Genomic DNA, 14,236 nt, shown 5'->3' with positions numbered 1-14,236 from the left:
GGTGAGGCGGGCTACGCCTCACCACCCACAGAATTTGATAGGGAAAAATCATGGCAACACTCATCGATAATACTATGCCCAAACTGGCAAGTGGCGAGACTGTGAAAGTTGACCCAAAACCGAAATCGCCTGAAATATTCGTAAATGGCGTTGAAATTACGCTCGAGGCTATTCAGCAAGAGGTGCAAAACCACGAAGCTGACACGGCCAAAGATGCATATCTTTCTGCGGCGCGCGCGCTGGTGATCCGCGAGTTGCTTTTGCAAAAAGCAAACGCATTGGGTTTGGATGCCGAGCCAATGGAAGACGCACAAGGCCGCCGCGAGACGGACGAAGACGCAAAGGTGCGCCAGCTCTTAGAACAAGAAGTTGACGTGCCACGCGCTGGTGAAGAAGAATGCCAGCGTTACTTTGATCAACACCGCGATAAGTTTTCGTCTGAGACAATTTATGAAACCCGGCATATCCTGTTGGCAGGGGCGTTGGAAGACCCGGTTGCACGTCGCAAAGGCATGGTGAAAGCCGCACAGATCATTGAATCCATCAAGAAGAACCCTGAGCGCTTTAGTGAATTTGCGCGTGAATTCTCGCAGTGCCCTTCTGCTAAAGAAGGTGGCAATTTGGGCCAATTGACCAAGGGTCAGACTGTGCCAGAATTTGAAACCGTTCTGTTTGAACTTGAAGAAGGGCAGATGAGCCCAACGCCAGTGCCAACCCCTTTTGGCTATCACATTATTCAGCTTGACCGGAAAATTGAAGGTCGGCAACTGCCATTTGATCATGTGAAAGCTAAAATTGCAGCGTTCTTAGAGGCTTCAAGTTGGAGCCGCGCGGTTGCGCAATATATTGGCATTCTGGCCGGGGAAGCCAAGATCAAGGGCATTCAAATCGACGGTGCTGACAGCCCATTGGTGCAATAGCTTTATGCAGGACCAAACCAGTTCCCAATTGACAGACCAGTATGGTCGGCAAGCGAGTTACCTGCGTTTGTCGATCACTGATCGATGTGATTTGCGCTGCACCTATTGCATGTCGGAGCAGATGACGTTTTTGCCACGCAAAGAAGTGCTGTCGCTCGAGGAATTGGAGCGGTTGGTTACAGCCTTTGTGGATAATGGGGTGCGCAAAGTTCGGCTGACGGGCGGTGAACCGCTTGTGCGGCGTAATGTGATGAGCCTTTTTGAGGGCCTGTCGCGACACCTTGCCAGCGGCGCGTTGGATGAATTGACCCTAACCACAAACGGTACTCTGCTGGGCAAATATGCGAAGCAGTTGGTGGATTGTGGTGTGAAGCGTGTGAACGTTTCTCTTGATACACTTTGCCCAGACAAGTACGCGGCGATTACCCGTTGGGGGCGTTTGGAGCGGGTGCTTGAGAGCATCGAAAAAGCGCAAGAAGCGGGTCTGCACATCAAGATCAACACGGTGGCGGTGAAAGGCAAGATCGAAAGTGAGATCGACCAGCTCATTCGTTTCACGCATGGCCGTGGGATGGACCTCACGCTGATCGAAACGATGCCTTTGGGTGACGTTGGCATTGACAGGAATGATCAATATGTTTCGCTGACGGACTTCCGGCAAGAACTGGCGCAACGCTGGAGCATGGCGGACATCAAAGACAGTACGGGCGGTCCATCGCGCTATGTTCGGATTGGTGAAACCGGTGGGCGTTTAGGCTTTATCACCCCGATGTCGCATAATTTTTGTTCGACCTGCAATCGTGTGCGGGTTTCGTGCACGGGTACGCTTTTCACCTGCATGGGAGCAGAAGGGTCGGTTGATCTGCGGGAAGCGCTGCGCTCATCAGAAAGCAACGCCGCTGTTGAAGGCTTGATCCGCGAAACAGTGTTTGCAAAACCCGAATGTCACAATTTCTCGATTGATGAGAACGGCACATCTGGTATCAAGCGGCACATGTCGTTTTTGGGTGGATAGAATTATGAGTGTTAAAATTGGGATCGTCACCATTTCGGACCGTGCAAGCCGCGGCGAATATGAGGACAAAAGTGGGCCTGCGCTTGAGGCATGGTTGAACGACATTATCTCATCTGAGTGGCAACCCGAAAAACGGGTGATTGAAGACGGTATTGCTTCGGTTGAAGCTTGTTTGAAAGACCTGTGCGACAATGTTGAAGTTGATCTGATTTTAACGACGGGCGGCACGGGTCCTTCACCGCGTGACCTGACACCCGAAGCGATGGCTTTGGTGATGGAAAAAGAGCTTTTGGGCTTTGGCGAGTTGATGCGCAAAGTGAGCCTTGAACACGTACCAACCGCTATCCTGTCCCGTCAAACAGCGGGCATACGCGGCAAAACGTTGATCATCAATGTGCCGGGCAAACCGTCCGCGATTGATGTGTGCCTTTCCGCCGTTTTCCCAGCCGTGCCCTATTGCCTTGATTTGATCGGCGCTGGCCGCATTGAAACTGAAAATGGCAAACTCGACAGTTTCCGACCGAAGAAATAGTCGCTAACTTGCTAAATCCAACTAATGGATTTGCCGTGTGGATGGGTCCACGCTTTTGGCACGCCGCTGACGCTGAGCAGGAAACGTCCTGTTTTTGCGAGGTTGGTTTTGGGTGGACGAATCCGGTCAAAAATCTGTGCAGCTTCATTGCTGATCCAGAAATCGGATCGACTTTGGGCAGTTTCTGCAAAACTTTCTCGGTCTCCTTGTTCAGCAATGTAGCTCAACACCGCCGTGTGGAAAATTATCAGGGTGGTGTTTTTTGGCGCTTGATCGACGAGGTCATTCAAGTCAGTAAGCAAATTACCTTTTTGGACAATCGGCGGTTCTTGTTTGGCAGTATGGATCGCCATCTTGAGATTGCACATCCGTTGTTCATGCTCCGGCCAGATAAGGGTTTCTAACCATCGAATGTCTTCTTCGTTTCTAACGTCGAGCGGATTGAGATCTAGCCCACGTCGCCAAACGATATTTGGCAGTTTTTCTGGGATTGGCGTGTTGGCTGTCGCGTGACAGTGAAACAGTGGTGTGGTTTGATCGTCAAAATCTGGCGGCTTTAATGTCTTTTCGCCATAAATGTAGCCATATTTGTCCGGCAACAAGCACAGACCAGCGGATGCGCCGACTTCAATCAATGCTATCGGGCCATCAATTTGCGCCAAAATGGGCAGCAAAACAGCACAACGGGCTGGTTCGTTCGTTTGGGTCGAACGTGTCAGCATAGTGGTGCGTACTGCATCTTCGTTTTCTATAAGCGCGCGCTCAAACCCAGCTGCTGTTGCCTGTAGCCCGGCAATATGGCGAACGGCGGCGAACAGCAGGTTTGGTTGTTGCTTTTCATCTGGCATTGTCTCGAGAAACGCTAAAAGCTTATGATTTTGAGCGACGTGTCGTGCCAAAATTTCGTATAATGGAGAGGAGCCTTGTGCTTCAATATCTGCGAAGCGTTGGTATCGCTGTGCCAGTATATGCATAAAAATTCCAAATTAATCTGGGTCGTCAATGGGGCCAAATTGGCAGATTAGTACTTGCGACTTTAGTCTAACACAGACTAGATGGCGAAAATAAATTTGTGATGCGCGGGAGTGGGCAAGATGATCGTTTGTTGTGGTGAAGCGCTGATTGATATGTTGCCGCGCGAGATTGCGGGTGAGGGCGCTGGTTATCTTCCGGTCTCTGGCGGTGCGGTTTTTAACACAGCGATCACGCTGGGACGTTTGGGCGAAAAGGTTGGCTTTTTCACGGGGCTTTCGACTGATCTGTTCGGGCAACAAATTGATCAGAGCCTGGCACAATCTAATGTTGATGCATCCTTTTGCAAACGGCTCGATTTGCCGACGACTTTGGCTTTTGTGAAGCTTGACAATGGTCACGCGGAATATGCATTTTATGATGAGAATAGCGCCGGGCGCATGATCACAGAAGCGGATTTGCAGACATTGGGGGATGATGTTTCAGCTTTGCACTTTGGGGCGATCAGTCTCATCCCGGACCCTTGTGGATCAACTTATGAAGCTTTGATGGTGCGGGAAGCCAAAAAACGGGTGATCTCGTTTGACCCGAACATTCGCCCAACCTTCATCAAGGAAGAGGCGACCTATCGGGCGCGGATGCAGCGGATGCTCAAGCTTGCCGATATCATCAAAGTCTCGGACGAAGATTTGGCATGGTTGATGCCGGGTGTGGCGTTTGAAGAAGCTGCGGCGCAGTTTATTGGTGATGGCGCGTCGATTGTGTTGATGACGAAAGGGTCTGCGGGCGTTGACGCGGTGACCCGAGCTGGTGAATTGACTGTACCGGCGGCAACAGCAACTGTTGTCGACACTGTTGGGGCTGGCGATAGTTTTAATGGTGGTTTATTGACCGGGCTTAGCCAACAAGGATTATTGAGCAAAACAGCGCTTGCAAATATTGAGAGTACCGCCCTGCAAACGGCTTTGCGTCTGGCAGCAGACGTTGCTGCCATAACCGTATCGCGCGCTGGTGCAAATCCGCCATGGGCTGAAGAACTCTAAACACTTATTCTGTCGACAAAACATGCAGGTTTGAGCTTTAGCCTTTGAAACCCGACGCCAGATAAAAATGGCGTTCTTCGACCAAATAGCCATTTTGCTCAATTCGCAAACTGTCGAGATGCTCGACAGTTTCAAAACGGTTGGCCAAAGACGAGGATAGGCCGTTTGCCGTTTCCGTGACAATTAGGGCGTTTTGTCCAAGATATTTGGTTGGCTCAAACCAATAGCGATATTGTGAGCGCAGTGGGCCAAGATCAGTGACGTCTGGGTTTTTCAGCGCAAAGCCAAGTGGCGCAGAAATCGTGTAGTGGGTGCCCGCGATAAAACCGATATCATTCTTCGCCAAAAAAACTTGCGCCTTCTGTGCGGTTTGTTGCCAACCATAGGCGCGGGCAGAGAAATAGTCCGCAGAACTGAAATAGGTTCGCAACGGGAGCACAGAGAAATTGAACGCAATCAGCCCCGCGACCAAAATACCGAATAGGCTATGGGCGATCAGCGTCCAGCCTGCGCGCATATAAAGTGCGATGAAAGGCAAAATTGCCACATAGGCCACAAGGTTCCAGTGGAACATGATTTCTGTCGTCAAGGAGAGGGTCAGAAATAGCAAGCTGGACGCCCAGAATATCGCGCGCGCCAACTTGATTCCGTCGCCGTGCAGGGTCGTGCGTCTGCCAAACAGCGTTTGGAGCAGTGGCCAAATTAGGAACGGCGAAAGAAAGGCGACCATCCCGCCAACATAACCCTTCACGCCGTCAAAATTGTTGTCTGTTGGTAAGCCTGCATGTCGGTCCTGCAAGACGAATGTGACAGAGGACGCTTTGGTGGCGATGTTCCAATAAATTTCAGGCGATACGACCGCCAAAAACAAGGTAAATGCAAAATAGCTTTGCCAGTGGGAAAAAATGGTGCGGGCTCGCGCATTGGTGATGGCGAATATGAATATGCCAGCCCCAAACAGCACCGCATTATATTTTGCAAGTGTTGCAAAACCTAAGAACACACAAGCAAGATACAGGGAAGACCATTGCCACGCAGTGGTTGTTTTTTTGGGGCTGAAGAATTTCAAAAAGAAAAACAAACTGAGCAACAGGAATAGGATCAACAAGTGATCTGGCAGTGCCAACATGCTCATGGTGAGGAATATCGGGGTGCTCAGGAACAAAATCAACGTGACAAAAAAGTGCTGTTTTGGTTTTTCACTCAACAGGTTTGATATGGACCATAACAGCCAAATGTCGGCGATAAATGTGAGAATTGGAACAATGCGCAGCGCGAAAATGTTCCAGCCAAATAGTTTTGAGGATACCCACATTGCCCATGCATTCAGCGGGGGATGGTCGTAATAAGAAATGGCGGGATGTTGCGACCACATCCAATAATAAGCTTCATCGGGAAGGCTGGTGCCACTGAGCCAAAAAAATAAGCGCAGCGCAATCAGCAGCGCCGCGCCCATCCAAAGAACTTTGACAATCGGCTTTTTTGCAAATGCGACATCTGAATGGTTTTTCACATGTCGCACTGCCGTCATTTCATTGCCTTTTTATTGGGTGGCGCGCACCGCGATTTCGCCTGCGATTTTAGCGTTGTTGATCAATAGCGCAATGTTTGTGTGAAGTGAACGCCCGTTCGTCAGTTCAACCACTTTTCCCAAAACATAAGGCGTTACCGCTGCGCCATGAATGTTGTCAGCGTCGGCCGCTGCAATGGCGCTGTTGATGACTGTTTCCATTTCGGCATTTGATAGCGCGGCCTCTTGAGGGACGGGTACTGTAAACAACATACCATTGTCGCCCAAGAGTTTGCGCCAAGCGGTCAGGATTTGCGCTGCCTCTTCTGTGTTGGCTGCAGTGTGAGGCACACCAATGCCACTATCGCGGGTATAAAAGGCGGGCAGGTTTTTGCAGCCGAACCCGATTACGGGAACGCCTTGGGTTTCTAAAACCTCCATTGTCAGGGGCAGGTCCAAAATGGATTTGGCGCCAGCACAAACAACCGTCACTGGTGTTTTGCCCAACTCCAACAGATCTGCAGAAACATCAAATGGATGACCGCGATGCACGCCCCCGATGCCGCCTGTTGCAAACACGTCAATGGACGCCGCGGCTGCTAAAATCATTGTGCCGGCAACGGTCAAAGACCCGGATTTGCCTAAGCCAATAAGCGCTGGGAAATCGCGTCGAGAGCATTTTGCAATTGATCCGCGTGGTGATTTGGCAAAGTCGCGCAGCTGTTCTTCGCTCATGCCGATGATGGGTTGTCCATCAACTATGCCCAAGCTTGCAGGACATGCCCCTGCGTCCCGCACAGCCTGCTCCATTGCCAGAGCGGTGTCGATATTGTGAGGATAGTCCATGCCATGTGTGACAACTGTTGTTTCCAACGCCACAATCGGTTGGCCAGACATTTTGGCGTTGAGTACATGTTCGCCAAATTGCAAGTCGAATTTCATTCTAAGTCCTTTGAATATTAATCGTTGGCGCCCTTTGGGCAACAATTTGTGCGGTAAGGTCAGGGCTGTTGCGCAACTCGCTTTGCACGGTCAATCCGGCGGCAACAATGCCCGCTTGGGTGGCTTCAATTGGTGTTTTCTCTTCCAAAATAGCGTGGAGGAACCCGGCAATAAACGCATCACCGGCACCAGATACGTCAACAATATCGGTTTTGGGCGTTTCAACCAACGTAATCCCTTCGGCAGAAAGACAGGTGACCGGGCCTGCGCCATTGGTGATCACAACGTTTTTTGCACCCCGCAAATGGAGTTGCTTCGCCAATGTTGGTGGCGGCAATTCGCCGTGCACGGACTGCGCTTCATCGATGTTGCAGAATAAATATTCAATTCCTTTGAGATTGTTTGGCAGTCGTTTGAATTTTGGAATTGATACGGCATCAATTGCTAGCGGTAGGTTATTGTTTAGACATCGTTTAATTAGAACAGATAGTAAGCTCGCAGAGCAATTCGTGTCAGCGAAGACCAGCCGTGAAGAGACGATATGTTGCCAATCGCGGTCGATGACCTCGGCATTCAAGTGGTCGATTATGTCCATCTCAGCAACACCCAGATAGAGCTCGCCAGTTGGTTGCATAATTGCCGTATAGGTGCCAGTTGCGCCGCCATTTTTGCGCTCGACAAGCGCTGTATCAACCCCAATTGCGGCTGTGGCATCAATTATGGAGCGCCCAGCTTCATCATTGCCAACAACTGAAATCAATTTTACGTTTTCACCCAGCTGCGCGAGGTTTTCTGCAACGTTTCTGGCGACGCCGCCGCGTGTTTCGCTGCTTGTGCCAGGTTGCGATGTTTGCGGAATGCCTGCAGCTTGCAACCGCAAAATTCGATCAAGCACGGCACCGCCAATGCAGGTGACAGCTGGCGTCTCTGCAAAGACGTAGGCACGACCCAAGATCAGTCCTTTGGATTGTAGGCGCTCCACATAGTTTGCAACGCTTGCGCGCGATATGCCAACGGCGTTACCCAGCTCTTTTTGGGTTGCAAATGGTTGGGACTTTATTTGGGCAAGAAGGCGTGCTTCAAGATTGGTAAGGGTCATATGTTGCACATGTTGATTGGCTGAACAATTGCAATATATTCATTTTATCGACTGGTCAACTCTATTCAATTGGTGTGTCAGCTAAACTGCCCCACTCTGCCCATGATCCATCATATAGGCGTGTGTCGGTCTTGCCGATAAGTTCAAGCGCGAGCAAAATAATGGCGGCGGTGACGCCAGACCCACAGGTTGTGATGGTGGACCCTTCCAAATTGATGTCCTGTGCCGCAAACAATGCGCGCAGTTCAGCCTTAGATTTAAAGGTTCCGTTTGCGTTCAATAGGGTGGAATAGGGTATATTTGTCGCGCCGGGCATATGGCCGGCTCGCATGCCGGCGCGCGGTTCTGCCGCTTGTCCCAAGAACCGCGCCGCGCCGCGTGCGTCTAAGATTTGAGCATCATTGTTCTTTACGCGCTGCCGCATTTCGGCCAGCGAAACGATGCGGGTAGCGTCTAGCGACGTTTTGAATTGCGCAACATTTGGGCTTGGCTTTTTGTCTGTTACCTCAAAGCCCGCGCTTTTCCATGCGGGCATTCCACCGTCCAACACGCGCACATTCTTTGCACCAAATATTTTGAACATCCACCATACTCGAGCAGCGGAAAACATGCCTGCGGTATCATAGACAACAATTTGGCTATTGATCGAAATGCCCATCTCACCCACTGCGGATGCAAATTGATCTGGTGTGGGGATGGTATGCGGTAGCCCCGAGCTTTGATCCGAAATGGCGTCAATATCGAAAAATTGTGCGCCTTCAATATGGCCGCTCACATATTCGGCTTTGGCGTCGCGGTTGGCATTTGGTAGATGCCAGGAACCATCAATGACGATCAGGTTCTTGTCTTGAAGTTTGGCGTGTAAATCGCTTGCGCTGATGAGAATTGAACGATTTGTCATCTGCTTACACCATCTAATTGATTGACCTTTTGCATGACAATGCTAAAGCCAAGCGCATATCTAATCCAGTTCAAAGATGAGACCCGATGGCCGCAGCGCTTTTAAGCCTAAGAGATGTTCAACTGACCTTTGGCGGCACACCGCTTTTGCAGGGTGCTGAGTTGTATGTGGCACCCGGCGAGCGCATCGCATTGGTCGGGCGCAACGGCTCTGGCAAATCGACATTGCTCAAAATTGCGTCTGGCGATGTGGAAGCTGACAAAGTTGAACGGTTTGTGCAACCGGGTGTTACGGTGCGTTATTTGCAGCAAGAGCCTGATCTGTCGGCTTTCAACACAGTACTTGAATATGTGGAAGCTGGACTAACGGACGGCGACGACGAATATCGAGCACCGTATTTATTGGCGCAATTGGGATTGTCCCCAGATGCAAATCCGAAATCTTTGTCCGGCGGTGAAACCCGCCGCGCGGCGCTGGCCCGTGCACTTGCCCCAAATCCTGATATTTTGTTGTTAGACGAGCCAACCAACCACTTGGATTTGCCAGCCATTGAATGGTTGCAGGCCGAATTGTCGTCCATGAAATCGGCAATGCTGATCATTTCGCACGATAGGCGGTTCTTATCAGATTTAACACGCTCCACCGTTTGGCTTGATCGGGGCGTGACGCGGCAAACAGATAAGGGGTTTGCCCATTTTGAAGAATGGCGCGACGAGATTTTGGCGCTTGAAGAACTTGAGCAACACAAACTTGACCGGCAAATCGTGCGCGAAGAACATTGGGTGCGCTACGGGGTAACCGCGCGGCGCAAACGCAATGTGCGCAGAATGTCAGAGCTGGCGGATTTGCGGCAAAAACGTGACGATCATCGTGGGCCAACCGGCAGTGTAAAGCTCAGCGTTTCGGACGGTCAAAAGTCCGGGGCAATTGTTGCGGATATTGACCAAATCTCAAAAGCCTTTGGTGATAATCTAATCGTCAGTGAATTCTCTGGTCGCATCTTGCGCGGCGACCGTATTGGTATCGTTGGCCCCAATGGTGCTGGCAAAACCACGCTGATCAAAATGATCATTGGCGAACTCGCACCTGATCGCGGTGCGGTCAAACTTGGCACAAAACTGGAAGTCGCGACGCTTGATCAAAAGCGGACACAACTTGACCCCGCCATGACGCTAAGGGACGCGTTGACGGGTGGGGGAGGCGACAATGTTGTCATCAATGGACAGACACGCCATGTTGTCGGCTATATGAAAGACTTTTTGTTCTTGCCTGAGCAAGCAAACACGAGTGTGGGTAAGCTTTCAGGCGGCGAACGTGCGCGGGTGATGATTGCCCGTGCGATGTCGTTGCCGTCAAACTTCCTGATTTTGGATGAACCGACCAACGATCTGGATTTAGAAACCCTTGATTTGCTGCAAGAAATGGTTGCCGAATATGATGGCACCGTTCTCGTGGTCAGCCACGATCGTGAGTTTTTGGACCGGGTGGTGACCTCCACAATTATTGCCGATGGCGACGGCGTTTGGACTGAATATCCTGGAGGATATTCTGATATGGTGCGCCAGCGCGGGTACGGGGTGACTAAACCTCAACGGGCAGTAAAACCAGCCAAATCAAAGTCTTTAAAGCAGAATTTTGGTGGTCGTTCACAAACGAAAAAACTCTCTTTCAAGCACAAACATGCACTTGAAACTTTGCCGGGTGAAATCGAGAAACTCGGGGAGCAAATCAAGGTTTTGCAGCGCCAGTTGGCTGATCCCAAACTTTATGCTCAAGACCCTGAAAAATTTCAGGCCGTTAGTGATCAATTGTCCAAAGCGCAGACCAAATTGGATGCGAAAGAAGAGAAGTGGTTGGAAATCGAGATGTTAAGAGAAGAGATCGAGAGCATTTGATCTGAGGGTGCTCAGCACAGTTCGATGAATTCAGACTTATCGTTTACGGGTAATAAATTGCACGGCTTTTGCCATATTTTTAGCGTTTGGCCTTATGGTCATTGGCAATTGGCCTGTATTTTGAGGTATATATGCCTAACTATTCTAACCTACAGATCGTTATTGTGGCCGAGCAGCGCCTGATTATTGACTGCGTTCGTAGCGCATTGCGCGCGTTGGATATTTCCAATGTTGCCCTGTTCGGCAAGCCCGATGATGCCATGAAGTTTTTGAGAACCAAACCTGTTGATGTGGTGGTCATTGATGACAGCCTGACAGGGTATAATCCCCTTGAATTTGTCGCTAAGTTGAGAATGGATAGCGCGATCATATCTCGGCTTGTACCTGTTATTTTGATTGCAGATAATGGCATGCCAAAAACCATTATGCGGGCGATAAAGGCCGGAGTTGACGACGTGCTGGTTAAACCTGTTGCAGAGAAAGCGGTGCGTTTGCGGATTGAAAAATCAATTAACTCTCCCCGAGAATGCATATCTGTGCCATCTGGATATGTTGGTCCTGATCGCCGCAGATCAATCAAAGAGTTCATGAAGGGGGACGAACGTCGCGCTGAAAATAAAGCAAGTGTTCTGGCGCGCGATGTTGGCAATACACCCGAAAAATAGATGTGTTTTGTTTGCCGTTTCTCTCCTCAAATCAGACTATTTTGCATCCAATCCAGACCTTTTCTCAATTGAATATAGACCCTAGACGTTAAATGCCCTCAACCTCCAATTTGAACTCAACCGTTTTGTCGCGGGCCGCATAATGCCCTGTGCCTTTGATGGTCGCGAAATCTTCTTGCCCGGAACCAGCAATAATCGTCCAGTTTGTGCTGGCGACACTGTCCTTGAAGTTGCCGGTTTCTTGCACAAAAAACGAACCCTGTTGTTCGCCGATGGTGCCAACGAATTGCAGCGCGCCGCAATATTGTGCTTGGGCGTCGTTTTGGTAAATCATCACATATCTGCCTGACAGTTTGCCGTTGAGATCGCCGCTGACGTCATAAACGATGTCTGCGGTGTGCGCCTTGGCGGGGGCATTTACCTCCATGAAGCTCTCTTCTTCCCATTTGGCGATTGTGAATTCACCTGCTAAAATGCGCATATAGTCTCCTTTTTGCCCATGTTTACACATGTGCGGGGTGCGGACTTGTAATTTTACGACAGGGAACGATTTAAAGTGGGTCGTGCAAAACCCAATCTTGCCAAAGGCTTGATTGAAAAACATATCAGTTTGCAACATTTTGACCTGACTTTGGTGATGCCAAGTGAGGCACTGGCCCATGTGGTGGCCAATTACTGGATAATTGAGTGGGATTTGCCTGCGGGCCGTGGCCATGCACAAGAAAACCTGCCGCATCCCAGTCAACATTTGGTGCTTGACCCACAATATCAGTCTGGCGTTTTTGGGCTGACCAGCGGCGCCTTTACCTATAATTTGCAGGGAAAGGGTCGGATATTTGGTGTGAAATTCCACCCTGGACAATTCAAACGCTTTGCGACACATGACATGCGCCATTTGACGGACAATTCGGTGCCAATTGCATCCTATTTCGACATTGATGACCACGAGTTGCTGCAGCAGTTCAGCTCAATTGAGCATTGTTCTGATTTTGCACCAGAGATTGAACAGGTTTTGCTGGCTTGCGAGATTGTTGATGATCCAAAGGCCAACTTAGCACGAGAAGTTGTGGCGTTTATCGAGCAGAACAGGGAAATATACGAAGTCGCAGTGGTGGCGCAACATTTTCATGTTTCCCCGCGCGGACTGCAACGGCTGTTTGCTGAATATGTTGGCATTGGCCCCAAATGGGTGATCGAGCGCTATCGTATGATCGAAGCCATTGAGGCGCTTAATAATTCTGCGAACATCTCACTGACTGAATTGTCGCATTTGCTTGGCTATTTTGACCAAGCGCATTTTTCAAAAGCGTTTAAACGGTTGACGGGCCGGAGCCCGTCAGAGATCGGTTTGCCGCGAAACTAGGACAGGGCTTCTTTGAGGTCGCCGATAAGGTCGTCAATATGTTCGATGCCAACAGAAAGTCGGATCAGGTTTTCAGGCACACCGGTTGCATTGCCTTCAACTGAGTGGCGATGTTCAACTAAGCTTTCAACGCCACCAAGAGATGTGGCGCGCTTAAACGTTTCAAGTTTGGCGCAAACTTCGAGCGCGTCTTTGGCAGAACCTTTGACGAGGAAACTCAGCAACGGGCCAAAACCGTTCGGCATTTGTTTTACAGCTAAATCGTGGCTTGGGTGAGATTTGAGACCCGGATAGAGAACGGCTTCTACCTTGGGGTGCGCTTCAAGAAATTTAGCAACCAACATGGCATTTTCGCACATGCGTTCCATACGCAAGGGCAATGTGCGCATGCCGCGTATCAACAGCCACGCTTCAAAACTGCCGAGCACAGCCCCCGCATCGTGCCGGTCCATGGCGATGGCTTGCCACATGGCGCTTTGGGCGTCGTTGGTGGCGAGAAAACCTGCCAACACATCCGAATGGCCGTTAATCGCCTTGGTGGCGGAGTGCATCACAATGTCTGCACCAAAGCTTAGCGGGTTGCTCAAAACGGGGCTGGCGGCGGTTGAATCAACAACCAATTTGCCACCCGCCGCTTGTGTCAGTTCTGCTGCTTTTGTAATATCTGTTATGCGCAGCCATGGGTTTGACGGGGTTTCAACAAACACGAGATCTGGCTTGTTGGCGACAATCGCTGCCGACAATGTTTCGTTGTCGCTGCACTCGATTTCGAGCAGCGTGATTTCGCGCCGTTTGCAAAAGTCGCGCACCCATTTGGTCGTGCCCCAATAAATCTGAGTTTGTAAAATGATGGTGCCACGGTTTGGTACGGTGCGCATGACGGCCGCAATCGCCGCCATGCCTGAAGGAAAGAGCAGACCCGCTTCAGCGTTCTCGGCTTTTGCAAGAATGTCCTCTCCCAAACGGACCAAATCGTCGTCGTCACGCGCGTAGAGATGGTTAGGGCTGATTAGTGAATAGTCAGCATTGCGCGCGAATGTGGTGGACGATTGGATGGGCGGCACGACGCCGCCAGTTTGTGGGTCAATTGCACCATTGGCTTGCACCATGCGCGTGACGATATGTTGGTTTGAACGCTTTTGCTGGTCAGCCATTGGTGCCTCGAATGTTTATTTTGATAATGATCGCGGATGGCGACCCGGCCACAATAATGAAAGCAAAAGTTTGGTACAAGCCAAATAGATATGCTGCGTACCAGTAGTTACATTGTTCAACGAAAGTAAACAGGCTGACGTAAAGGTAAATTAGGGGTGGAATTGGTTTTGAATATGTGATTAACAACGCTGCTAAGTATTGCGTGCCATGGTGAAATGGCAAAA

General features: G+C 50.2%; 14 protein-coding genes. 7 read left to right on the top strand and 7 right to left on the bottom strand.

Annotated features, from left to right (window positions below; genetic code table 11):
- Positions 1 to 50: 50 nt before the first annotated feature.
- Genes ACJAZW_RS02405 through mog form a run of 3 tightly spaced genes read left to right on the top strand, consistent with a single transcriptional unit; the run spans position 51 to position 2,467 of the window.
- The gene (locus ACJAZW_RS02405) at positions 51 to 920 is read left to right on the top strand and encodes a peptidylprolyl isomerase (RefSeq protein ID WP_415155266.1); all 870 of its coding nucleotides are present in this window, start codon (positions 51 to 53) and stop codon (positions 918 to 920) included.
- Between the two features lie 4 nt (positions 921 to 924).
- Positions 925 to 1,935, top strand: a complete 1,011-nt coding sequence (gene moaA, locus ACJAZW_RS02400; protein WP_415155265.1) for a GTP 3',8-cyclase MoaA — start codon at positions 925 to 927, stop codon at positions 1,933 to 1,935.
- Between the two features lie 4 nt (positions 1,936 to 1,939).
- Positions 1,940 to 2,467 (top strand): molybdopterin adenylyltransferase, encoded by a 528-nt coding sequence (gene mog, locus ACJAZW_RS02395; protein WP_415155264.1) that lies wholly within the window; start codon positions 1,940 to 1,942, stop codon positions 2,465 to 2,467.
- An 11-nt stretch (positions 2,468 to 2,478) separates the two neighbouring features.
- Here mog and ACJAZW_RS02390 read toward each other — a convergent pair whose 3' ends face one another.
- Positions 2,479 to 3,441: a DUF2332 domain-containing protein gene (locus ACJAZW_RS02390; RefSeq protein WP_415155263.1), complete on the bottom strand. Its 963-nt coding sequence runs from the start codon at positions 3,439 to 3,441 to the stop codon at positions 2,479 to 2,481.
- 120 nt (positions 3,442 to 3,561) lie between these two features.
- Here ACJAZW_RS02390 and ACJAZW_RS02385 point away from each other — a divergent pair, with 120 nt between their 5' ends.
- Positions 3,562 to 4,482 carry a carbohydrate kinase family protein gene (locus ACJAZW_RS02385; RefSeq protein ID WP_415155262.1) on the top strand — a complete coding sequence of 307 codons (921 nt, stop codon included), beginning with the start codon at positions 3,562 to 3,564 and terminating at the stop codon, positions 4,480 to 4,482.
- Positions 4,483 to 4,519: 37 nt separating this feature from the next.
- On the opposite strand, the gene ACJAZW_RS02380 is transcribed toward ACJAZW_RS02385, so the two are convergent.
- The 4 genes from ACJAZW_RS02380 to sseA all read right to left on the bottom strand — a co-directional run bounded on the left by ACJAZW_RS02380 (position 4,520) and on the right by sseA (position 8,934).
- Positions 4,520 to 6,013 carry an ArnT family glycosyltransferase gene (locus ACJAZW_RS02380; RefSeq protein ID WP_415155261.1) on the bottom strand — a complete coding sequence of 498 codons (1,494 nt, stop codon included), beginning with the start codon at positions 6,011 to 6,013 and terminating at the stop codon, positions 4,520 to 4,522.
- A 12-nt stretch (positions 6,014 to 6,025) separates the two neighbouring features.
- Entirely contained in the window at positions 6,026 to 6,934 is a 909-nt protein-coding gene (locus tag ACJAZW_RS02375) for a pseudouridine-5'-phosphate glycosidase (RefSeq protein WP_415155260.1), read from the bottom strand.
- 1 nt (position 6,935) lies between these two features.
- The gene (locus ACJAZW_RS02370; RefSeq protein WP_415155259.1) at positions 6,936 to 8,033 is read right to left on the bottom strand and encodes a PfkB family carbohydrate kinase; all 1,098 of its coding nucleotides are present in this window, start codon (positions 8,031 to 8,033) and stop codon (positions 6,936 to 6,938) included.
- 61 nt (positions 8,034 to 8,094) lie between these two features.
- Positions 8,095 to 8,934: a 3-mercaptopyruvate sulfurtransferase gene (gene sseA, locus ACJAZW_RS02365; protein ID WP_415155258.1), complete on the bottom strand. Its 840-nt coding sequence runs from the start codon at positions 8,932 to 8,934 to the stop codon at positions 8,095 to 8,097.
- Positions 8,935 to 9,020: 86 nt separating this feature from the next.
- Here sseA and ACJAZW_RS02360 point away from each other — a divergent pair, with 86 nt between their 5' ends.
- Positions 9,021 to 10,829 carry an ATP-binding cassette domain-containing protein gene (locus ACJAZW_RS02360; RefSeq protein ID WP_415155257.1) on the top strand — a complete coding sequence of 603 codons (1,809 nt, stop codon included), beginning with the start codon at positions 9,021 to 9,023 and terminating at the stop codon, positions 10,827 to 10,829.
- Positions 10,830 to 10,960: 131 nt separating this feature from the next.
- Entirely contained in the window at positions 10,961 to 11,494 is a 534-nt protein-coding gene (locus tag ACJAZW_RS02355; protein WP_415155256.1) for a response regulator, read from the top strand.
- 88 nt (positions 11,495 to 11,582) lie between these two features.
- On the opposite strand, the gene ACJAZW_RS02350 is transcribed toward ACJAZW_RS02355, so the two are convergent.
- On the bottom strand, positions 11,583 to 11,975 hold the full coding sequence (locus tag ACJAZW_RS02350; RefSeq protein WP_415155255.1) for a DUF3224 domain-containing protein: 393 nt from the start codon (positions 11,973 to 11,975) through the stop codon (positions 11,583 to 11,585).
- 75 nt (positions 11,976 to 12,050) lie between these two features.
- Here ACJAZW_RS02350 and ACJAZW_RS02345 point away from each other — a divergent pair, with 75 nt between their 5' ends.
- Positions 12,051 to 12,857, top strand: a complete 807-nt coding sequence (locus tag ACJAZW_RS02345; protein ID WP_415155254.1) for an AraC family transcriptional regulator — start codon at positions 12,051 to 12,053, stop codon at positions 12,855 to 12,857.
- Here ACJAZW_RS02345 and ACJAZW_RS02340 read toward each other — a convergent pair.
- On the bottom strand, positions 12,854 to 14,011 hold the full coding sequence (locus ACJAZW_RS02340) for a trans-sulfuration enzyme family protein (RefSeq protein WP_415155253.1): 1,158 nt from the start codon (positions 14,009 to 14,011) through the stop codon (positions 12,854 to 12,856). The genes ACJAZW_RS02345 and ACJAZW_RS02340 overlap by 4 nt on opposite strands.
- Between the last annotated feature and the right edge of the window lie 225 nt (positions 14,012 to 14,236).

It is taken from the genome of Maritalea sp. (assembly GCF_047634455.1).
Taxonomy (GTDB): Bacteria; Pseudomonadota; Alphaproteobacteria; order Rhizobiales; family Devosiaceae; genus Maritalea.
This window is presented reverse-complemented; position numbering and strand designations above follow the sequence as displayed.

What these genes read in the sequence shown, in the direction of transcription:
- ACJAZW_RS02360 (WP_415155257.1), top strand. Translation starts at nt 9,021, where the DNA reads ATGGCCGCAGCGCTTTTAAGCCTAAGAGATGTTCAACTGACCTTTGGC.
- mog (WP_415155264.1), top strand. Translation starts at nt 1,940, where the DNA reads ATGAGTGTTAAAATTGGGATCGTCACCATTTCGGACCGTGCAAGCCGC.
- sseA (WP_415155258.1), bottom strand. Translation starts at nt 8,934, where the DNA reads ATGACAAATCGTTCAATTCTCATCAGCGCAAGCGATTTACACGCCAAA.
- ACJAZW_RS02380 (WP_415155261.1), bottom strand. Translation starts at nt 6,013, where the DNA reads ATGACGGCAGTGCGACATGTGAAAAACCATTCAGATGTCGCATTTGCA.
- ACJAZW_RS02340 (WP_415155253.1), bottom strand. Translation starts at nt 14,011, where the DNA reads ATGGCTGACCAGCAAAAGCGTTCAAACCAACATATCGTCACGCGCATG.
- ACJAZW_RS02375 (WP_415155260.1), bottom strand. Translation starts at nt 6,934, where the DNA reads ATGAAATTCGACTTGCAATTTGGCGAACATGTACTCAACGCCAAAATG.
- ACJAZW_RS02385 (WP_415155262.1), top strand. Translation starts at nt 3,562, where the DNA reads ATGATCGTTTGTTGTGGTGAAGCGCTGATTGATATGTTGCCGCGCGAG.
- moaA (WP_415155265.1), top strand. Translation starts at nt 925, where the DNA reads ATGCAGGACCAAACCAGTTCCCAATTGACAGACCAGTATGGTCGGCAA.
- ACJAZW_RS02350 (WP_415155255.1), bottom strand. Translation starts at nt 11,975, where the DNA reads ATGCGCATTTTAGCAGGTGAATTCACAATCGCCAAATGGGAAGAAGAG.
- ACJAZW_RS02370 (WP_415155259.1), bottom strand. Translation starts at nt 8,033, where the DNA reads ATGACCCTTACCAATCTTGAAGCACGCCTTCTTGCCCAAATAAAGTCC.
- ACJAZW_RS02390 (WP_415155263.1), bottom strand. Translation starts at nt 3,441, where the DNA reads ATGCATATACTGGCACAGCGATACCAACGCTTCGCAGATATTGAAGCA.
- ACJAZW_RS02355 (WP_415155256.1), top strand. Translation starts at nt 10,961, where the DNA reads ATGCCTAACTATTCTAACCTACAGATCGTTATTGTGGCCGAGCAGCGC.
- ACJAZW_RS02405 (WP_415155266.1), top strand. Translation starts at nt 51, where the DNA reads ATGGCAACACTCATCGATAATACTATGCCCAAACTGGCAAGTGGCGAG.